Here is a 19,200-nt window from a genome sequence, read left to right on the forward strand (position 1 = left end):
CTGACATCGAACTGCGAAGGGGGCGAATCTTAGCGCCCCCGACGGCGCCGCGCAAGGGGTGGCGAAAAATAATTCCGACCGCCGCTCGCAGCGGTCGAATCCCGCCGCGTCGTTACTTGTTCTTGAACGCGGGCTTGCGCTTTTCGACAAATGCCGCCATCCCTTCTTTTTGATCTTCCGTTGCGAAGAGCGAATGAAACAGGCGACGCTCGAAATGCACGCCCTCTGCGAGCGTGGTTTCGTAGGCGCGGTTGACCGACTCCTTCGCCATCATGACGGCGGGCAGGGAGAATTCGCAGATGGTCGCCGCGGCCGCGAGCGTTTCATTCAGCAAATCCGCAGCCGGAATGACTCGAGATACAAGCCCGGCACGCTCCGCCTCTTCCGCACCCATCATCCGCGCGGTCAGGCACAGATCCATTGCCTTGGCTTTCGATACCGCGCGCGGCAGACGCTGCGTACCACCCGCCCCAGGAATCACGCCCAACTTGATCTCGGGCTGACCGAACTTCGCCGTATCGGCGGCGAAGATCATGTCGCACATCATGGCCAGCTCACAGCCGCCACCTAGCGCGAAGCCGGCAACCGCCGCAATGATCGGCTTGCGAATCGAGCGGATCGTCTCCCAGTTGCGCGTGATGTAGTCGCCTTTGTACACATCCATGAAGGTGTAGGTCGCCATCATCCCGATGTCCGCGCCGGCCGCAAACGCCTTTTCGCTACCCGTGATGACGATCGCACCCACGCCCTCATCGGCGTCGAACGCCTTGAGCGCTGCGCCCAGTTCGTCCATGAGCGCATCGTTAAGCGCATTGAGCGCCTTTGGCCGGTTCAGCGTGACCAGACCGACCTTGCCGCGCGTCTCGACCAGGATGTTTTCGTACCCCATAGCTCCTCCTTTCATCTAAAGAAAGTCCCCAAAAAAATTTTTTACGCCGAACTTTGACTAATGCTAACATTGCCCAACCAACCGGTCGGTCAATTAATTGATGCGGGCCCTGTCCACCCTCTCTACCAACGTTGAGCCATGACACATTCGCTGTTCGCCAAGCATGAGGGCGCGCTTCAAAAAGCGCTTGCCGCCATTGAGACCCGTGGCTACTGGAGCCCGTTCGCCGAAATGCCTAGCCCCAAAGTGTACGGGGAAACCGCTAGCGCAGATGGCGAAGCCGCGTTCAAGGCCCACCTGAATCGCGCCTTCGTACTCGACCAGCCGTCGACCGGCGAAACTGTCGGCAGCGAGGCCTCGCCGTTCGGTTTCGCGCTCGGCGCGCGCTATCCGAAATCGACGCCTGATCAGTTGATCGAAGCCGCCCAGAACGCCCAGCGCAACTGGCGTGCAGCGGGCCCGCAAGCATGGGCTGGCGTGAGCCTCGAAATTCTCGAGCGCCTTAACCGCGCAAGCTTCGAGATCGCCTTCAGCGTGATGCACACGACCGGCCAGGCGTTCATGATGGCGTTCCAGGCCGGCGGCCCGCACGCTCAGGACCGGGCGCTCGAAGCCGTCGCTTACGCATACGACCAGTTGCGCCGCATTCCCGCCGACGCGCACTGGGAAAAGCCGCAGGGCAAGAACCCGCCGCTCGCGATGCAAAAGCGCTTCACCATCGTGCCGCGTGGCACCGGCCTCGTGCTTGGCTGCTGCACGTTTCCGACCTGGAACGGCTACCCCGGCCTCTTTGCCGATCTCGCGACCGGCAACACCGTTATCGTCAAGCCGCACCCGGGCGCGATCCTGCCGCTCGCGATCACCGTGCGCATTGCGCGTGACGTCCTGCGTGAAGCCGGCTTCGATCCGAACATCGTGACCCTGCTCGCCACCGATCCCAACGACGGCGCGCTCGTGCAAGCGCTCGCGCTGCGCCCCGAGATCAAGCTGATCGACTTCACGGGCAGCACGCAAAACGGCGACTGGCTCGAGCGCAATGCGCACCAGGCGCAGGTCTACACAGAAAAGGCCGGCGTGAACCAGATCGTGATCGACTCCGTGGATGACCTGAAGGCCGCCGCCCGCAACATTGCCTTCTCGCTCTCGCTTTACTCGGGCCAGATGTGCACGGCTCCGCAGAACATCTATGTGCCGCGTGACGGCATCCGCACTGCTGAAGGCCAGGTGAGCTTCGAGGCCGTCGCTCAGGCAATTGCCGGCGCCGTGCAGAAGTTCGTGTCCGACCCGGCGCGCGCCGTCGAAGTGCTCGGCGCGATCCAGAATGAAGGTGTGACCGCTCGCATCGACGAGGCCCGCAAGCTCGGCACCGTGCTCGCCGACAGCCAAACGCTGGAACACCCGCAGTTCACCGGCGCTCGTGTACGCACACCGCTCGTGCTTTCGCTCGACGCAGCCCGCGACGCCGCCCAGTTCACACGCGAGTGGTTCGGCCCGATCTCGTTCGTGATCGCCACGGATTCGACCGCCCAGTCGCTCAAGCTGGCCGGCGAGACCGCTCGCGACCACGGCGCGCTCACGCTCTCCGTCTACAGCACGGACGACGCCGTGATCGAAGCGGCTCACGAAGCCGCCGTCACCGGCGGCGTGGCGCTCTCGATCAACCTGACGGGCGGCGTGTTCGTGAACCAGTCGGCTGCGTTCTCGGACTTCCACGGCACCGGCGCGAACCCCGCGGCGAACGCCGCACTCGCCGACGCCGCCTTCGTGGCGAACCGCTTCCGTGTGGTTCAGAGCCGCGTTCATGTTGAACCGAAAGCGGCCCCCGCGGTAGCCAGCTGAACGGTCTATGCCGTTCAGCCGAATAGCGCCCGCTTGCCCATCCCTCTAGCATGCAAGGCGTGAGTGCACTTCTGCGCTCGCGCCCCAGGAACCCGAGATGACCGAAGCCTATATCTGCGACGCGATTCGCACCCCGTTCGGCCGCTACGGCGGCGCCCTCAAAGACGTGCGCGCGGACGACCTCGCCGCCGTGCCCATCCGCGCACTCGTGGAGCGCAATCCCGGCGTGGACTGGAACGCGCTCGACGACGTGCTCTACGGCTGTGCCAACCAGGCCGGCGAGGACAATCGCAACGTCGCGCGCATGGCCGCGCTGCTCGCGGGCCTGCCCACCGACGCTCCGGGCGGCACGCTCAACCGCCTGTGCGGCTCGGGCCTCGACGCCGTGGGCAGTGCCGCACGCGCGATCAAGGCGGGCGAAGCGCGCCTCATGATCGCGGGCGGCGTGGAAAGCATGACGCGCGCGCCGTTCGTCATGGGCAAGGCTGCTTCGGCGTTCTCGCGTGAAGCGGCCATCTATGACACGACCATTGGCTGGCGCTTCGTCAACAAGCTGATGAAGCAACAGTACGGTGTCGATTCAATGCCGGAAACAGCGGAAAACGTCGCCGAGGAATTCAAGATCAATCGCGCCGATCAGGACGCGTTCGCGCTGCGCAGCCAGCAAAAAGCAGCGCGCGCGCAGAAGGACGGCACGCTCGCGCAGGAAATCGTAGCGGTCGAGATTGCGCAAAAGAAGGGTGACCCAGTTCGCGTGACGCTCGACGAACACCCGCGCGAGACTTCGCTCGAATCGCTCGCCAAACTCAAGGGCGTCGTGAAGCCGGACGGCACCGTCACGGCGGGCAACGCCTCGGGCGTCAACGACGGCGCCTGCGCCCTGCTGCTCGCCAATGAGGAAGCCGCAAAGCAATATGGCCTGCGTCGCCGCGCGCGCGTACTTGGCATGGCGACCGCTGGCGTCGCGCCGCGCATCATGGGCATCGGCCCCGCGCCCGCTACGCAAAAGCTGCTCAAGCAACTCGGCATGACGCTGGACCAGTTCGATGTGATCGAGCTCAATGAAGCATTCGCCTCGCAAGGTCTCGCCGTGCTGCGCGCACTCGGCATTGCCGACGACGATCCGCGCGTGAACCCGAATGGGGGCGCGATTGCACTGGGCCACCCGCTCGGCGCCTCGGGCGCACGGCTCGTTACAACGGCGCTCCATCAGCTGGAGCGCACGAATGGACGTTTCGCGCTTTGCACGATGTGCATCGGCGTCGGCCAGGGCATTGCCCTCGCGATCGAACGCATCGAGGCGTAACACGCGCAGTATCGACCGGCCGCCGGGCGATGCATTCGGCGGTCTCAGGCAGCAAACTGCTTTGCATTGAGCGGGACTCGGCGCTTAAGCGCCAGGCCCCGCCGACAGGAGACAACCGATGCCCTACGATGCGATCCGCGTCGAAATCGACGCATCCACCCGCGTGGCCACCATCACGCTCAACCGCCCCGACAAGCTCAACAGCTTCACGCGTGTCATGCACGCAGAGCTTGCCGCAGCACTCGACGAAGTCGTCGCAGCCGGCGCGCGCGCCCTTGTGCTGACAGGCGCGGGCCGCGGCTTCTGCGCGGGCCAGGATCTCGCCGATCTCGACTTCACACCGGGAGCGATGACCGACCTGGGCGACCTCATCGACGAGCATTTCAATCCGCTGATCAAGCGGCTGCAAGCGCTGCCGATGCCCGTGATCGCCGCTGTCAACGGCACCGCCGCCGGCGCTGGCGCAAATCTCGCCCTCGCCTGCGACCTCGTGCTCGCCGCACGCTCTGCCAGCTTCATCCAGGCGTTCGTGAAGATCGGCCTCGTGCCCGATTCCGGCGGCACGTGGTTCCTGCCCAAGCGCGTGGGCATGGCACGCGCACTCGGGCTCGCCATGACCGGCGAAAAACTCGGCGCGGAAAAGGCGGAGAGCTGGGGCCTCGTCTGGCAAGTGACCGACGATGCGGAACTCGCGCAAACGGCCGGCGCGCTCGCCGCACGCCTCGCGCAGCAACCTACGCGCGCCATCGTCGCCACGCGCGAAGCGCTGCGCGCATCGGCCACGAACACGCTCGACCAGCAACTCGATCTCGAACGCGATCTGCAGCGCGAACTCGGCGCGTCGTACGACTACGCGGAAGGCGTCCAGGCCTTCATCGAAAAACGCGCACCGCATTTCGAGGGCCGCTGAGATGTCCACGCAAGTCTCGCAACGGCCTGAGCACGACATGTCGCCCGACGAACTCGCCCGCGCGGCCGCGCTAGCGATGTACGAATCCGACGGCTGCACCCGCGCGCTCGGCATGGAACTCCTCGAAGTGCGCGCCGGTTACGCGCGCCTGCGCATGGCCGTGCGGCCCGAGTTCCTGAACGGCCATCAGACCTGCCACGGCGGGATGATTTTCTCGCTCGCGGATTCGGCGTTCGCCTTCGCGTGCAATTCATACAACATCAACACCGTAGCGGCCGGCTGCTCGATCGAGTTCCTGCGTCCCGTCCTGCGCGACGAGGTGTTGACCGCCGAAGCCGTCGAACAGGTGCTATCGGGACGTAACGGGGTCTACGACATCCGCGTGACGAACCGGGCAGGCGAAACCGTCGCGCTTTTCCGAGGCAAGTCCGCGCAGATTCGCGGCAATGTCATTCCAGTCGCAACGTGAAGCGGGTTTCCCCTTCTCGATTCCCTACGCGTCACGAGTAAAGTTCTTAAGATCCAGGAGACACCCATGAGTACCACGCTGCCGCTCGAATCCATCGAAAAGGCGAGCCGCGACGAGCTTGCTGCCCTGCAGCTCGAGCGCCTGAAATGGTCCCTGAACCATGCTTACGAGAATTCGCCGGTCTATCGCCGCAAATTCGACGAAGCAGGCGTGCATCCGTCGCAGGTGCAGTCGCTCGCCGATCTCGCGCGCTTCCCGTTCACCACGAAGAAGGATTTGCGCGATAACTACCCCTTCGGCATGTTCGCCGTGCCGCAAGACCAGATTTCGCGTATCCATGCGTCCTCGGGTACGACGGGCAAGCCCACCGTGGTTGCCTACACGGCGCGCGACATCGACACCTGGGCGAATCTCGTCGCGCGTTCGGTGCGCGCAGCGGGCGCACGGCGCGGCGATAAGGTACACATCAGCTACGGCTACGGACTCTTTACGGGTGGCCTTGGCGCGCACTACGGTGCCGAACGCGCGGGCCTCACGGTCATTCCGTTCGGTGGCGGTCAGACCGAGAAGCAAGTTCAGCTGATCCAGGACTTCCGTCCCGACATCATCATGGTCACGCCGAGCTATATGCTCGCGATCGCCGACGAAATGGAGCGCCAGGGCATCGATCCGCGCACCAGTTCGCTGCGCATCGGCATCTTCGGCGCGGAGCCGTGGACCAACGACATGCGCCGGGCGATCGAAGAACGCATGGGCATCACGGCGGTCGACATCTACGGTCTTTCGGAAGTGATGGGCCCGGGCGTTGCCTCGGAATGTGCGGAAACCAAGGACGGCCCGACGATCTGGGAAGACCACTTCTATCCCGAGATCATCAACCCGGAAACAGGCGAAGTGCTGCCTGACGGCGAATTCGGCGAACTCGTCTTCACCTCGCTCACCAAGGAAGCGCTGCCTATCATCCGTTACCGCACGCGTGACCTCACACGTCTGTTGCCGGGTACGGCGCGCACCATGCGCCGCATGGAGAAGATCACGGGCCGCTCTGACGACATGCTGATCATCCGCGGCGTGAACGTGTTCCCCACGCAGATCGAGGAACTGCTGCTCAAGCAGCCGGCGCTCGCGCCGCACTATCAGATCGTCCTGACGAAGGAAGGTCCGATGGACGTGATGGCGCTCAACTGCGAACCATGTCCGGAAACCGCGCCCGATTACGGCGCGCTCGACGCGGCAAGCAAGGCGCTCGCTTACGACATCAAGGCGCTGATCGGCGTGACGTGCAAGGTGAACGTGCTGGAGGTCAACGGCATCGAACGTTCGGTCGGCAAGGCGAAGCGCGTGATCGACAAGCGGCCGAAGTGAGCGCGGTTCGCAACGCGTAGCAAAAGAAAAAGCCGGCTGCCGCCGGCTTTTTCGCTTCACGCTACGTGCGCGCTGAAAACGCTGCGGCACTCACGAGTTCGGGAACAGTAGCCACATTCGGCCGCCCTGCTTCATCTTGCCGGCCAGATCGCCGGCGTCGTCGCCAAGACCCCAGAAGTAGTCGGCGCGCACGCCGCCCTTGATTGCCGAGCCCGTATCTTGCGCGAACACGAGCCGGTTGAGCGGCGTGTTCGTGAGTGGCCGCGTGGTCTGCAGAAACACCGGCGTGCCAAGCGGAATCGAAGACGGATCGACGGCAATCGAGCGTTCCGGCGTGAGCGGCACGCCGAGCGCACCGATCGGGCCATCCGACCCACCCTGCGCGTCGCCCTCGGAGCCGCCCATTTCGCGGAAAAACACGAAGCGCGGATTGGTGTCGAGGAGCGCGTCCACGCGCGTGGGGTTCGCGCGCGCCCACGCCTTGATGCCCTGCATGGTCGCCTGCGCGGGCGTGAGTTCACCGCGGTCGAGCAGCCAGCGCCCAATCGACTTGTACGGCTGGTTGTTGGTGCCGCCAAAACCCACGCGCATCACGCTGCCGTCTTCCATCACGACGCGCCCCGAGCCCTGCACCTGCAGGAAGAACGCTTCGATCGGATCGTCGACCCACACGAGCTCGTTGCCGTTGAGCACGCCCGAGCGTTCGAGTTGCGCGCGCGCCGGCATCGCGGCGCCCGGACGATAGGCGGACGGCCAGCGATACAGCGCGGTCTGGTAGATGCCGTGACGCGTGCGCGAACCATGCAGCAGCGGCTCGTAGTAGCCGGTCACGAGGCCGTCTAGCGTGCCGTCGGTGTTGGCGAACTGATAGGGGGTGAAATACGTTTCGAAGAATGCCCGAGCGCTCGATGCATCGAGGTCGTCGAGTTGCGAGGCGGCCGAGCACGCGCGCTGCCAGCGGGGATCGCGCGCGAGGCGCGTGCAGTTCGCGCGCAGCGCCGCGGTCACGCCGATCAGCGAGTCGTCCTGCCAGCCCGGCACCTGCTGCCACGCGACCGCCGTGAGACGCTGCGCGGCGAGTTGTGACGGCAGCGTGGGCGCACCCTTGGGCGGGGCGTTACGCACGTAGCTCGGGCCACCGCATGCGGCAAGCAAGGCCGCCAGCGAAACGGCACCCAACCAGCCGCCTAACCGGCCACCCAATCGGACCACCCCGCGCCGAAGCGCTGACCCCGCGCGATATTCCGCCTTTGTGAATCCCGGCATCACCGGGTCATTACGACCTGAATCGACGTCAAAATCACGCCTACAATACTGGCTCTCGATGGATGCCGCCATGTCAGAACTGCTCGACGAATACCCGATGCTCATGTTTGGTCTGGAAGCGCTCCTTGCGCTGTTCCTGCTGATTTTCATCGTTGTGTGGACCGCGTCGGGCAGGAAGAAACAAGCCTCGCGCGACGACCGGCGTCAGGACTAGCAGACCCCGAATTCGCGCTGCGGTTCAATGCAGCGTGCGCGGCATGCGCAACACGAACTCGGGCACGGGCGCCTCGAAACGCTCGGCGTCCTCGGCCACACAGAAGTACTCGCCGCGCATGGTGCCCACCGGGGTCGCGATCACGGCCCAGCTCGTGTACTCGAACTGCTCGCCCGGTTTCAAGAGCGGCTGATGGCCGACCACGCCGAGCCCCTTCACTTCCTGCACCTGATTTTCGCTGTCGGTGATCACCCAGTGGCGTGCAATGAGCTGGGCGCTCACCTGACCGGTATTGCGAATGGTCAACGTGTACGCGAAGGCATATTGCCGGCGCTCCGGGTCCGATTCTTCGGGCAGGTAGCGCACCTGCGACGTCACGCTGAATTCGTACTGGCTCATCCTTGTTCCATTCGCCCGGGTGCGGCTGAGTGCGTTGACTGAGACGCCCGCGCAGCAAGGCGCTCGCGAGCGCGCCGCGAGGCGCGGCACATGGTTTGGCATTCTGCTTGATGCAACGGGCACCCGCAACCCGGCGCAGCCCGTGGCGGCCGCCGCGAACGGCTCTCCTACTGACGGTAAAATACGGTTTTTCCGACAGTTTTTCGATGGCCGCCATGACGCAATTCCGCATCGCCCCCAGCATTCTCTCCGCCGACTTCGCGCGTCTTGGCGAGGAAGTCCGCAATGTCGTCGCCGCCGGCGCCGACTGGATCCACTTCGACGTGATGGACAACCATTACGTGCCGAACCTCACTATCGGCCCGCTGGTGTGCGAGGCGATTCGCCCGCACGTGAACGTACCTATCGACGTGCATCTGATGGTGCGCCCGGTCGATCGCATCGTGCCCGACTTCGCCAAGGCCGGCGCGAACCTCATCAGCTTCCACCCGGAAGGCTCGGACCATATCGACCGCACGCTCTCGCTGATCCGCGACCACGGCTGCAAGGCGGGCCTCGTGTTCAACCCGGCCACGCCGCTGAACTATCTCGACCACGTGATGGACAAGGTCGACCTCGTGCTCATCATGTCGGTGAATCCTGGCTTCGGCGGCCAGTCGTTCATTCCGGAGGCGCTCAACAAGCTGCGTGAGGCCCGCGCGAAGATCGACGCCTACACGGCGCGCACGGGCCGCGAAATCCACCTCGAAGTGGACGGCGGCGTGAAGGTGGACAACATCGCCGAAATCGCGGCGGCAGGCGCAGACACCTTCGTGGCGGGCTCGGCGATCTTCGGCAAGCCGGACTACAAGGCCGTGATCGATCAGATGCGCGCGCAGCTCGCAAGCGTTGCCAACGCCGCAACCGCGAAATGAACGCCCCTGTCCGATTCACCGCGCCGCGCATCGAAGCGGCGCTGATCGACCTGGACGGCACGATGGTCGACACCGCCGACGACTTCGCCGCCGGCCTGAACGGCATGCTCGCGCAGCTCGACGCCGAGGAAACCACGCGCGAGGAAGTGATGGGCTACGTGGGCAAGGGCTCGGAGCACCTGATCCGCAGCGTGCTTGCGCCGCGCTTTGCGGCGGACAACGTGGAGGCACGCTTCGACGAAGCGCTCGCGCTCTACCAGGACGAGTACGCGAAGATCAACGGCCGCCATACGCATCTGTACCCGGAAGTCGTTGCGGGCCTCGCTGCGCTGCGCGACCAGGGCATCAAGCTCGCGTGCGTGACCAACAAGCCGCACCGCTTCGCCGTTGAGCTTTTGCAGCAATACGGCCTCGCGGCGTACTTCGAAGTGGTGATCGGCGGCGACAGCCTGGCGAAGAAAAAGCCGGACCCGCTGCCGATGCTCACGGCGTGCGAGCGCCTGGGCGTTGCGCCCGCAGCGGCGGTGGCGATCGGCGATTCGGAGAACGATGCGATTGCTGGCCGCGCGGCCGGTATGGCCACGCTCACGGTGCCCTACGGCTACAACCACGGCCAACCTGTACAAAAAATTGAATCGGATGGTATAGTTGCCTCGCTGCTCGACGCCGCCAAGGCGGTCGCAGCGCACAATGATCTGACTTAAGTTCTCAACTGAACGTCAACTATCCTCATGTTTCTGAATAAAAAACGGAGTCTGAGCACGATCGACCGGGGAGCCTGGCCCTGGCGTCGCTGGTCGCGCTAACCTCACCCGAGGTTCGCTGAAGTTGCGTATTCGTTCGTCTTCAGCACCGTTTTTTACTTCGCTGCGCACTCGCGCGTGTCTCGACTCTAAACTGTTGCAGTAACCCGTCGGCTGGTCTCGCCGTTGGCTTTCGTGGTCCTTGCGTATTGTTTCGCCGTTCGTGGCGAAGTGCGCGAGGCGCGAGCGGCTACGCCTCACCTTCCGTCGATGTACTGCACGCCGGCCCGGCAGGCGCTTTAATGCGCTTATCGGGCAGCACGAGCGAGCGCCAGCGGCCATCTAGCACTCAAAAACAAACGCCTCGCGCTCACCGCGCGCCCCGTTTTGAGCCGCACTGGGCCCGCACCCGCCGCGACCGGCAGCACGAACAGGATCGGAACATGACCGAACTCGAATTTCAGTCCCTCGCCAACGAGGGCTACAACCGCATCCCGCTGATCGCCGAAGCGCTCGCCGATCTCGAAACGCCGCTTTCGCTGTACCTCAAGCTCGCGCAACCCGAGCGCGGCGGCGCCAACTCTTTCCTGCTGGAGTCCGTGGTGGGCGGCGAGCGCTTTGGGCGCTACTCGTTCATCGGCCTGCCCGCGCGCTCGCTGATCCGTACGCGCAACGGCGTTTCGGAAGTCGTGCGCGACGGCCAGGTGATCGAGACGCATCACGAAGATCCGCTCGAATTCATCGCGAAGTACCAGGCGCGCTTCAAGGTCGCGCAGCGTCCGGGCTTGCCGCGCTTCTGCGGCGGCCTCGCGGGCTACTTCGGCTACGACGCGGTGCGCTACATCGAGAAAAAGCTCGCCGACACCTGCCCGACCGACGACCTCGGCCTGCCCGACATCCAGTTGCTGCTGACCGAAGAAGTCGCCGTGATCGACAATCTCGCGGGCAAGCTCTACCTGATCGTCTACGCCGACCCGCAAACGCCCGAGGCCTACACCAAGGCCAAGCATCGCCTGCGCGAACTCAAGCAGCGCCTGCGCACCACGGTGCAGCCGCCCGTGACGAGCGCGAGCGTGCGCACCGAAACGTTCCGCGAGTTCAAGAAGGACGACTACCTCGCCGCCGTGCGCAAGGCGAAGGAATACATCGCGGCGGGCGAACTGATGCAGGTTCAGGTGGGCCAGCGCCTCACGAAGCCGTATCGCGACAATCCGCTTTCGCTCTACCGCGCGCTGCGTTCGCTGAACCCGTCGCCGTACATGTACTACTACAACTTCGGCGAATTCCACGTGGTGGGCGCGTCGCCGGAAATTCTCGTGCGCCAGGAAAAGCGCGGCGAGGACCGCATCGTGACGATCCGGCCGCTCGCCGGCACTCGCCCGCGCGGCAACACGCCCGAGCGCGACGCCGAACTCGCGACCGAATTGCTCAATGACCCGAAGGAAATCGCCGAGCACGTCATGCTGATCGACCTCGCGCGCAACGACGTGGGCCGCATCGCCGAAATCGGCTCGGTGAGCGTGACCGACAAGATGATCATCGAAAAGTACTCGCACGTGCAGCACATCGTGAGTTCGGTGGAGGGCAAGCTCAAGCCCGGCATGAACAACTTCGACGTGCTGCGCGCCACCTTCCCGGCCGGCACGCTCTCGGGTGCGCCGAAGGTGCGCGCGATGGAACTCATCGACGAACTCGAACCGGTGAAGCGCGGCCTGTACGGTGGTGCCGTGGGCTATCTCTCGTTCAACGGCGAAATGGACCTCGCGATCGCGATCCGCACCGGCCTCATCCACAACGGCAATCTGTATGTGCAGGCCGCCGCGGGCGTGGTTGCGGATTCGGTGCCCGAGTCCGAATGGCAGGAAACCGAGAATAAGGCGCGCGCCGTGCTGCGCGCCGCCGAGCAGGTGCAGGACGGCCTCGACAGCGACTTCTGAGCGGAGAAAAGACCATGTTGCTCATGATCGACAACTACGATTCGTTTACCTACAACATCGTCCAGTACTTCGGCGAGCTCGGCGAAGACGTTCATACGTACCGTAACGACGAAATCACCATCGACGAAATCGCGAAGCTCAATCCTGCTCGCATCTGCCTCTCGCCGGGACCGAGCAACCCGCAGCACGCGGGCATCACGCTCGACGTGCTGCGCGAATTCGCGGGCAAGACGCCGATTCTCGGCGTGTGCCTCGGTCATCAGGCGATTGGCGAAGCGTTCGGCGGCCGTGTGGTGCGCGCGAAGACCATCATGCACGGCAAGGTGAGCCAGATCGAAACCGACTGCAAAGGCGTGTTCGCCGACCTGCCGAAGCACTTCAACGTCACGCGCTACCACTCGCTCGCCATCGAGCGCGAATCGCTGCCCGACTGCCTGGAAGTATCGGCGTGGACCGACGACGGCGAAATCATGGGCGTGCGTCACCGCGAACTTGCAGTGGAAGGCGTGCAGTTCCATCCGGAGTCGATTCTCTCGGAGCACGGCCACGCGCTGTTCGAGAACTTCCTGAAGCAAACCAAGAGCGCCTAACCCGGAGGCCACCCACATGATTACCCCGCAGGAAGCGCTCCAACGCACGATCGAGCATCGCGAGATTTTTCACGACGAGATGCTCCATCTCATGCGCCTCATCATGCGCGGCGAGCTTTCGCCCGTGCTTTCGGCCGCCATCATCACCGGCCTGCGCGTGAAGAAGGAAACGATCGGCGAGATCACCGCCGCCGCGACGGTGATGCGCGAGTTCGCGAATCACGTCGAGGTGAAGGACAACTCGAACTTCATCGACATCGTCGGCACGGGCGGCGATGGTTCGCACACCTTTAATATCTCCACGGCTTCGATGTTCGTCGTCGCCGCGGCGGGTGCAAAAGTCGCCAAGCACGGCAATCGTGGCGTATCGAGCAAGTCGGGCAGCGCGGATGTACTCGAGGCGCTCGGCGTGAACATCGACCTGCAGCCGGATCAGGTGGCCGCATCGATCGCCGAAACGGGCATGGGCTTCATGTTCGCGCCCAATCATCATCCCGCGATGAAGAACATCGCCGCCGTGCGCCGCGAGCTTGGCGTGCGCACGATCTTCAACATCCTCGGGCCGCTCACGAATCCGGCCGGCGCGCCGAATCAGCTGATGGGCGTGTTTCACCCGGACCTCGTCGGCATTCAGGTGCGCGTGATGGAGCGTCTGGGCGCCAAGCACGTGTGCGTCGTGTACGGCAAGGACGGCATGGACGAGGTGTCGCTCGGTGCGGCCACGCTCGTGGGCGAGTTGAAGGACGGCCAGATTCGCGAGTACGAGATCCACCCCGAAGACTTCGGCATGCAGATGGTCTCGAACCGTTCGCTCAAGGTCGAAAACGCCGACGAATCGAAAGCGATGCTGCTCGGCGCGCTCTCGAACGAAGCGGGCACCGCGCGCGAGATCGTCGCGTTGAACGCGGGCACGGCGCTCTACTCGGCGAACGTGGCCGACTCGATCGCCGAAGGCATCGCGCTGGCGCGTGAGACCCTCGCCAGCGGCCGCGCGCGCGCCAAAGTCGACGAACTGGTACGCTTCACGCAACAGTTCAAACGCTGATCCAGCACCGTTTTTTGCCTCCGAATATCATGAGTGACATCCTCGACAAGATCATTGCGGTCAAGCGCGAAGAAGTGCGCGCCGCCGAGCAGAGCGCCCCGCTCGAAGAACTGCGTCTGCAGGCCAGCACGCGCGACTTGCGCGATTTCGTCGGCGCCTTGCGCGCGAAGCACGAGAACGGCCAGGCGGCCGTGATCGCCGAAGTGAAGAAGGCAAGCCCGTCGAAAGGCGTGCTGCGCGAAAACTTCCAGCCAGCCGAAATCGCGCGCTCGTACGCCGAAGGCGGCGCGGCCTGCCTTTCCGTGCTCACCGACGTGCAGTTCTTCCAGGGCAGCGTGGCGTACCTCGAAGCCGCGCGCGCCGCGTGCAATCTGCCGGTGCTGCGCAAGGACTTCATCGTCGATCCGTACCAGATCGTCGAAGCACGCGCGATGGGCGCCGATGCGATCCTGCTGATCGCCGCCGCGCTGCAGCCCGGCGAAATGCGCGACCTCGAGGCGCTTGCGCATTCGCTCGGTCTCGCGGTGCTGGTCGAGGTGCATGACCGCGAAGAACTCAAGCACGCGCTCACGCTGAAGACGCCGCTCATCGGCATCAACAACCGCAATCTGCGCACGTTCGAAACCACGCTGGATACGACCATCGGCATGCTCGACGACGTGCCCGAAGACCGAATCGTCGTGACCGAGTCGGGCATTCTCTCGCGCGCCGATGTCGAGAAGATGCGCTCGCTCTCCGTGCACACGTTCCTCGTGGGCGAAGCGTTCATGCGCGCCGAACATCCGGGCGCGGAACTCGCCCGCATGTTCTTCTGATTGCGCAGCACGATGGGTATCGAACGCGAAATCAAGCTCGCGCTGCCGCGCGGCCAGGTGGACGCGGCGCTGCGTCTGTTCGAGACGCGCGCCGGTATGCCCGGTCGTGCCATCAGGCTCGAAAACGTCTACTTCGACACGCCGGCGCTCGCACTCTCGGGCGCAAAGAGCGCGCTGCGCCTGCGCCGCGCGCCCGAAGGCTGGCTGCAGACGTTCAAGACCGTGGGTGTAGCGCAAAACGGGCTGCACGCGCGGCACGAGTGGGAAATGCCGGTGGCGGGCGAAGCGCTCGAAATCGACCGGCTGCTGCATGAGTGCGATGAGGCCGGCGTGTCGACGGCGCTCTCGGATGCCGCCGCGAACCTGATCCCGCTCTTTCGCACCGACTTCACACGCACGCTGTGGACGCTCGACGTCGACGGCGCACAGGTGGAAGCGGCCATCGATCAGGGCGAAATCGTCGCGGACGTGAACGGCGAAACGCGCCGCGCGCCGATCTGCGAAATCGAGCTTGAACTGAAGGCGGGCGACGAAGCGGCATTGCACACGCTTGCTGCCGAACTTGCCAAGGCGCTGCCAGGCCTCGCGCCGGACGACATCAGCAAGGCCCAGCGCGGGTACAAGCTGCGCGAAGGCTGAGAACGACGCGGCGCAACCTCGAAGCGCCGCGCAAACACCCCAAAAAAAGAGCGCTGTTAGTTGCATCATCAGCGCCGATGCCGCAAAATGCCGCGCCGCCGCGCCCGCGCCGGATTGAATCGCCGCGCAATTGCTGCGACACTTGCCGCCCATGACCTCCACGAAACGCCCGCGCGTCGCGATGCCGGTGCAAGCGTCGCTGTTCGACGACGATCTGACCGACACCGCGCAAGCCACGCTCGACGAGCCGCCGCTGCCCGAAGTCGATCCGCGTCAGATCACGATCTTCTCGCTGTTCGACGCCGACGAATTCCCCGCGCCCGCCCGCACGCACGCCGCGATGATTGCCAATACGTCCGCATCCGACATGTCCAACGAACCCGCCGCGCCGCAGGCCGGAATCGACACCACGCGACTCGAAGACCAGTTCGACGCGCTGCCCGCCGCCTGGCGCGAATTGCTCGCGCCGTTCATCGCGAGCGACGTCTACGCGCCGTTGTGCCGCTTCGTCGATGACGAGCGCGCCGCCGGCAAGACCGTCTATCCCGCCGACGTGTTCCGGGCGCTGCGCCTCACTTCGCCCGACGACGTGAAGGTCGTGATCCTCGGCCAGGACCCGTACCACGGCGACGATCGGGGCACGCCGCAGGCGCACGGCCTGGCGTTCTCGGTGCCGCCCTCGGTGCGCCCCCCGCCTTCGCTGCGCAACATCTTCAAGGAGATCGCGGCGAGCCTCGGCATTCAGGCGCCCGCGCACGGCTGTCTTGACGCCTGGGCGCGCCAGGGCGTGCTGCTGCTGAACACGGTGCTCACCGTCGAGCGCGCCAGCGCCGCGAGCCACGCGAAGCGCGGCTGGGAGCGCTGCACCGACACGCTGATCCAGCAACTCGCCGCACGCCACGAGCATCTCGTGTTCATGCTGTGGGGCGCGCATGCGCAGAACAAGCGTGCGCTGCTCTCGGGCGCGCATTGCGTGCTGGAAGCGCCGCATCCGTCGCCGCTTTCTGCGCATCGCGGCTTTCTCGGCTGCGGGCATTTTGCGCAGGCCAACGCGTATCTGGAGGCGCAAGGCCGCCAGCCGATCGACTGGCGTTTGCCGGAGGAAGGCCTCGTGCTCGCTTGAGCTTCAAGATGCGCGACACGACGCGCAATGAAAAAAACGCCACGAGATTCACTCTCGTGGCGTTTTTGCTTTTACAGCCGTCAAGCGCGAGCTTTACGCCGCAGCGATCGCTTCACGCGCGCCCGCGAGCGCTGCGCTGGCTGCGTCCGGGCCCATGTTCAGGCCTTCGGCGTAGATGAAGTTCACGTCGGTCATGCCGAGGAAGCCGAGGAACGACTTCAGGTACGGCGTCTGGCTGTCGTGCGGGGTGCCTTGATACTTGCCGCCGCGCGCCGAAACGATATGCACCTTCTTACCGTTCACGAGACCTTCCGGGCCGTTCGCGGTGTAGCGGAACGTGATGCCGGCACGCGCGATCCAGTCGAAGTACGTCTTGAGCTGCGACGAGACGCCGAAGTTGTACATCGGCGCGCCGATCACGATGACGTCCGCTGCCTGCAGTTCTGCGATCAGCGCTTCGCTGCGTGCCGCGATAGCCTGCTGCTCCGGCGTGCGCTGCTCGGCCGGCGTGAAGAACGCGCCGAGCACGGCGTCGTCGAGGTGCGGCAGCGGATCGGCTTGCAGGTTACGCGTAACGACTTGCGCACCCGGATTCGCTTGTTGCAGCTTGGCCGTCAGTTCGTTGACGAGCAGCGTCGACTGGGCGCCTTGCGAGCGGGCGGCGGAATTGATTTGCAGGATCGTGGTCATGGTGGCTCCTTCGGGTCTCAGTTGCGCAACGTTGCGCGAGTGAAGGCATTGTGTTTTTTTACCGCCCCCCGAAAAAGTAGTCCGCCAATGACGGATTGTTGCAGCGATAGAACAATCCCCGGCATGAAAAAACGGCGTGGGGCCAGGCACCCACGCCGTTTCTAGCACTGCCGTGCGGCTTACGCCGCCAGCCAGCGGTCCCGCAAGCCGCGCGCTGGCGCACGCTTGTCGGATGCGGCGAGCTTGTAGCGCGCGACTTCAGGCGCATCGAGGGTCAGACGCGCCACGCGAAGCTCGTCGCGGCGGAACGCGTGGATCTCGACCTTCGTGCCCGGCTGGTAGCGCGAGAGCAGCGCGTCGAGATTCGAGCCCGTCACGCGCAGGCCGTCGAGCGCGACGAGCGCGTCGCCGGCCGAAAGTCCCGCCTTCTGCGCCGCGCCGCCTTCGTAGACCACCGCGAGCGTTGCGTCCGCGCCGCCACGCAGCCGCGCGCCGAGCGAGGGCTTCGCGCCGCGCTCCGGCTCCCCTTCGAGCGTCACGCCGAACGGCTCGAACAGCGTCGCGAGCGGCAGGTCGCGCGTACCGCGCACGGCGTCGCTAAAGAGCACGCCCAGTTCCACGCCGGTCGCTTCGGCAATCAATGCCTCGACGTCGTCCTCGCCCACGCCCACCGGCTTGCCGCGATAGAAGTCGCGGCCATAGCGCTGCCACAAGAGGCGCATGACGTCGTCGAGCGATTTACGGCCATTCGTCTGCGCGCGAATCGACAAATCGAACGCCAAAGCTACGAGCGAGCCCTTCGTGTAGTAGCTCACGATCGCATTCGATGCGTTCTCGTCCTGGCGGTAGTACTTCACCCACGCGTCGAACGAGCTTTCCGCGACGCTCTGCTTCAGGCGCCCCGCGCCGCGCAGCACGCCAGCGATCGTCTTGCCGAGGAGACCGAAGTATTCATCCGAGGAAATGAGCCCGCTGCGCACGAGCATGAGGTCGTCGTAGTAGGACGTAAAGCCTTCGAATAGCCACAAGAGCGAGGTGTAGTCCTCACGCGTGAGGTCGTACGGCACGAATGCGGCCGGCTTGATGCGCTTCACGTTCCAGGTGTGGAAGTACTCGTGGCTGCACAGGCCGAGATAGGTGCGATAGCCGTCCGACGTCTCCGGCTTGCCCTTCACCGGCAGATCCGTGCGATTGCAGATGAGCGCCGTCGACGCGCGATGCTCGAGGCCGCCGTAACCGTCGCTCACGGCTTGCGTCATGAACACGTAGCGTTCCATCGGCGCGCGCTTCGTGCGCGGCTCGAACAGCGCGATTTGCGCCTCGCAGATCTTCTTCAGGTCCGCGGCGAGACGCTCGGTGTCGAGCGCGACCACGCGGCCCGCGATCACGATGTCGTGCGGCACGCCGTGCGCCTTGAAGCTCGCGAGCGTGAACTCGCCGAGCGTCACGGGATGATCGATCAGCTCGTCGTAATTCGCGGCGGTGTACTCGCCGAAGCCGTAACGCTTCGTGCCGCGCGCTTCCGTGAGCGCCGTGCCCACGCGCCAGTGGCGATACGCGTGACCGTCCGGACGCTGGATATCGACCGCGTGCTGCGCGTCCTCATGGCCGAGCGCCGCGAGAAACACGCTCGTGCCGTTGAAGAAACCCACCGTGTCGTCGAGGTGCGCCGCACGCACCGACATATCCCATGCGTAGACCTCGTAGCGCAGCGTGAGCGCGCCCTTCACCGGCGCGGCCTGCCACGAGTGCTTGTCGGTCTTCGTCACGCGCACCTTGCGGCCTGCGTCGTTGAAGGCGCGCAGCGTGACGATGTTGCGCGCGAACTCGCGCACCATGTAGCTGCCCGGAATCCATACGGGCAGCATGAAGCGTTGACCGTCCGGCGCGGGGTCTTCCACGGTAAGCGTCACCTCGAACAGATGCGCGGCGGGATTCTTCGGGACGATGGTGTATCGGATCGGCTTCATCGGTGGGATCGGTGAGAGATTCGGTCAGCAGACGCTGCAATGCAATTTCAGTATGCCCGGCGCGCAAGAGCGGACAA

General features: G+C 64.8%; 19 protein-coding genes. 14 read left to right on the top strand and 5 right to left on the bottom strand.

Going from position 1 to position 19,200, the window contains the following annotated elements:
• Nucleotides 1-112: 112 nt before the first annotated feature.
• Nucleotides 113-889, bottom strand: coding sequence for an enoyl-CoA hydratase (locus U5A57_RS32770; RefSeq protein WP_321915839.1), 777 nt, complete (start codon nucleotides 887-889; stop codon nucleotides 113-115).
• A 138-nt stretch (nucleotides 890-1,027) separates the two neighbouring features.
• Between U5A57_RS32770 and paaN the strand changes: the two genes are divergently transcribed.
• The 5 genes from paaN (at nucleotide 1,028) to paaK (ending at nucleotide 6,778) form a co-directional block, all read left to right on the top strand.
• Nucleotides 1,028-2,728, top strand: a complete 1,701-nt coding sequence (gene paaN, locus U5A57_RS32775) for a phenylacetic acid degradation protein PaaN (RefSeq protein ID WP_321915840.1) — start codon at nucleotides 1,028-1,030, stop codon at nucleotides 2,726-2,728.
• A 97-nt stretch (nucleotides 2,729-2,825) separates the two neighbouring features.
• Complete coding sequence (gene pcaF / locus U5A57_RS32780; RefSeq protein ID WP_321915841.1) at nucleotides 2,826-4,034, top strand: 3-oxoadipyl-CoA thiolase; 1,209 nt, start codon at nucleotides 2,826-2,828, stop codon at nucleotides 4,032-4,034.
• 118 nt (nucleotides 4,035-4,152) lie between these two features.
• The gene (gene paaG, locus U5A57_RS32785; RefSeq protein WP_321915842.1) at nucleotides 4,153-4,944 is read left to right on the top strand and encodes a 2-(1,2-epoxy-1,2-dihydrophenyl)acetyl-CoA isomerase PaaG; all 792 of its coding nucleotides are present in this window, start codon (nucleotides 4,153-4,155) and stop codon (nucleotides 4,942-4,944) included.
• Between the two features lies 1 nt (nucleotide 4,945).
• Entirely contained in the window at nucleotides 4,946-5,413 is a 468-nt protein-coding gene (paaI, locus tag U5A57_RS32790; protein ID WP_321915843.1) for a hydroxyphenylacetyl-CoA thioesterase PaaI, read from the top strand.
• Between the two features lie 66 nt (nucleotides 5,414-5,479).
• The gene (paaK, locus tag U5A57_RS32795; RefSeq protein WP_321915844.1) at nucleotides 5,480-6,778 is read left to right on the top strand and encodes a phenylacetate--CoA ligase PaaK; all 1,299 of its coding nucleotides are present in this window, start codon (nucleotides 5,480-5,482) and stop codon (nucleotides 6,776-6,778) included.
• A 90-nt stretch (nucleotides 6,779-6,868) separates the two neighbouring features.
• On the opposite strand, the gene U5A57_RS32800 is transcribed toward paaK, so the two are convergent.
• Nucleotides 6,869-8,149, bottom strand: a complete 1,281-nt coding sequence (locus U5A57_RS32800) for a murein transglycosylase A (protein WP_321915845.1) — start codon at nucleotides 8,147-8,149, stop codon at nucleotides 6,869-6,871.
• On the opposite strand from U5A57_RS32800, the gene U5A57_RS32805 reads away from it, so the two are divergent.
• Nucleotides 8,115-8,258 (top strand): hypothetical protein, encoded by a 144-nt coding sequence (locus U5A57_RS32805; RefSeq protein WP_165822966.1) that lies wholly within the window; start codon nucleotides 8,115-8,117, stop codon nucleotides 8,256-8,258. The genes U5A57_RS32800 and U5A57_RS32805 overlap by 35 nt on opposite strands.
• Nucleotides 8,259-8,282: 24 nt before the next feature.
• Here U5A57_RS32805 and apaG read toward each other — a convergent pair whose 3' ends face one another.
• Nucleotides 8,283-8,657, bottom strand: a complete 375-nt coding sequence (gene apaG, locus U5A57_RS32810) for a Co2+/Mg2+ efflux protein ApaG (protein WP_321915846.1) — start codon at nucleotides 8,655-8,657, stop codon at nucleotides 8,283-8,285.
• Between the two features lie 215 nt (nucleotides 8,658-8,872).
• Here apaG and rpe point away from each other — a divergent pair, with 215 nt between their 5' ends.
• The 8 genes from rpe (at nucleotide 8,873) to U5A57_RS32850 (ending at nucleotide 16,463) form a co-directional block, all read left to right on the top strand.
• Nucleotides 8,873-9,571 carry a ribulose-phosphate 3-epimerase gene (gene rpe / locus U5A57_RS32815; RefSeq protein ID WP_321915847.1) on the top strand — a complete coding sequence of 233 codons (699 nt, stop codon included), beginning with the start codon at nucleotides 8,873-8,875 and terminating at the stop codon, nucleotides 9,569-9,571.
• On the top strand, nucleotides 9,568-10,275 hold the full coding sequence (locus U5A57_RS32820) for a phosphoglycolate phosphatase (protein WP_321915848.1): 708 nt from the start codon (nucleotides 9,568-9,570) through the stop codon (nucleotides 10,273-10,275). Before rpe ends, U5A57_RS32820 begins: the two co-directional genes overlap by 4 nt.
• 482 nt (nucleotides 10,276-10,757) lie before the next feature.
• The gene (gene trpE, locus U5A57_RS32825; protein WP_321915849.1) at nucleotides 10,758-12,251 is read left to right on the top strand and encodes an anthranilate synthase component I; all 1,494 of its coding nucleotides are present in this window, start codon (nucleotides 10,758-10,760) and stop codon (nucleotides 12,249-12,251) included.
• A 14-nt stretch (nucleotides 12,252-12,265) separates the two neighbouring features.
• Nucleotides 12,266-12,841: an aminodeoxychorismate/anthranilate synthase component II gene (locus U5A57_RS32830; protein WP_069269170.1), complete on the top strand. Its 576-nt coding sequence runs from the start codon at nucleotides 12,266-12,268 to the stop codon at nucleotides 12,839-12,841.
• A gap of 16 nt (nucleotides 12,842-12,857) precedes the next feature.
• Nucleotides 12,858-13,886, top strand: a complete 1,029-nt coding sequence (trpD, locus tag U5A57_RS32835) for an anthranilate phosphoribosyltransferase (RefSeq protein ID WP_321915850.1) — start codon at nucleotides 12,858-12,860, stop codon at nucleotides 13,884-13,886.
• Nucleotides 13,887-13,915: 29 nt separating this feature from the next.
• A complete protein-coding gene (trpC, locus tag U5A57_RS32840) occupies nucleotides 13,916-14,701 on the top strand; it encodes an indole-3-glycerol phosphate synthase TrpC (protein WP_321915851.1) in 786 nt (261 codons plus the stop codon).
• A 12-nt stretch (nucleotides 14,702-14,713) separates the two neighbouring features.
• Nucleotides 14,714-15,340: a CYTH domain-containing protein gene (locus U5A57_RS32845; RefSeq protein ID WP_321915852.1), complete on the top strand. Its 627-nt coding sequence runs from the start codon at nucleotides 14,714-14,716 to the stop codon at nucleotides 15,338-15,340.
• 151 nt (nucleotides 15,341-15,491) lie between these two features.
• A complete protein-coding gene (locus U5A57_RS32850) occupies nucleotides 15,492-16,463 on the top strand; it encodes a uracil-DNA glycosylase (protein ID WP_321915853.1) in 972 nt (323 codons plus the stop codon).
• A gap of 93 nt (nucleotides 16,464-16,556) precedes the next feature.
• Here the strand turns inward: U5A57_RS32850 and U5A57_RS32855 are convergent, their stop codons facing one another.
• Nucleotides 16,557-17,153, bottom strand: coding sequence for an FMN-dependent NADH-azoreductase (locus tag U5A57_RS32855; RefSeq protein ID WP_321915854.1), 597 nt, complete (start codon nucleotides 17,151-17,153; stop codon nucleotides 16,557-16,559).
• Between the two features lie 179 nt (nucleotides 17,154-17,332).
• Nucleotides 17,333-19,123 carry a PDZ domain-containing protein gene (locus U5A57_RS32860; protein WP_321915855.1) on the bottom strand — a complete coding sequence of 597 codons (1,791 nt, stop codon included), beginning with the start codon at nucleotides 19,121-19,123 and terminating at the stop codon, nucleotides 17,333-17,335.
• Nucleotides 19,124-19,200: the final 77 nt, after the last annotated feature.

Origin of the sequence: Paraburkholderia sp. J11-2, assembly GCF_905220185.1 — a bacterium.
In the GTDB taxonomy this organism is placed as follows: domain Bacteria; phylum Pseudomonadota; class Gammaproteobacteria; order Burkholderiales; family Burkholderiaceae; genus Paraburkholderia.